Origin of the sequence: Pauljensenia sp. UMB1177 (assembly GCF_030217965.1) — a bacterium.
Classification (GTDB): domain Bacteria; phylum Actinomycetota; class Actinomycetes; order Actinomycetales; family Actinomycetaceae; genus Pauljensenia; species Pauljensenia turicensis_A.
Genome location: NZ_JASOOV010000043.1, coordinates 1 through 254, shown reverse-complemented (window position 1 = coordinate 254; position 254 = coordinate 1). Strand labels below are relative to the sequence as shown.

1 pseudogene is annotated in these 254 nt (G+C 46.1%); it reads right to left on the bottom strand.

The window, feature by feature from the left end:
• Nucleotides 1–254: pseudogene (locus tag QP442_RS08520) on the bottom strand (hypothetical protein); the annotation flags it as partial.

Genomic DNA, 254 nt, shown 5'->3' with positions numbered 1-254 from the left:
CAGCGATACCACCTTGTTTTTGAACCTCGGCAACAGCATGTAAAGCAACAGTAGTTTTCCCGGAAGATTCTGGGCCGTAGACTTCAATAATTCGTCCACGCGGATAACCTCCGACTCCTAGAGCGATATCTAAGGATAAGGAGCCTGACGGAACAGTCGACACCTGTGTATCCGTTGATTCTCCCATCTTCATTATAGCTCCCTTGCCGAAGTTTTTTTCAATTTGTTTAAGGGCCTGATCTAAAGCCTTTTGG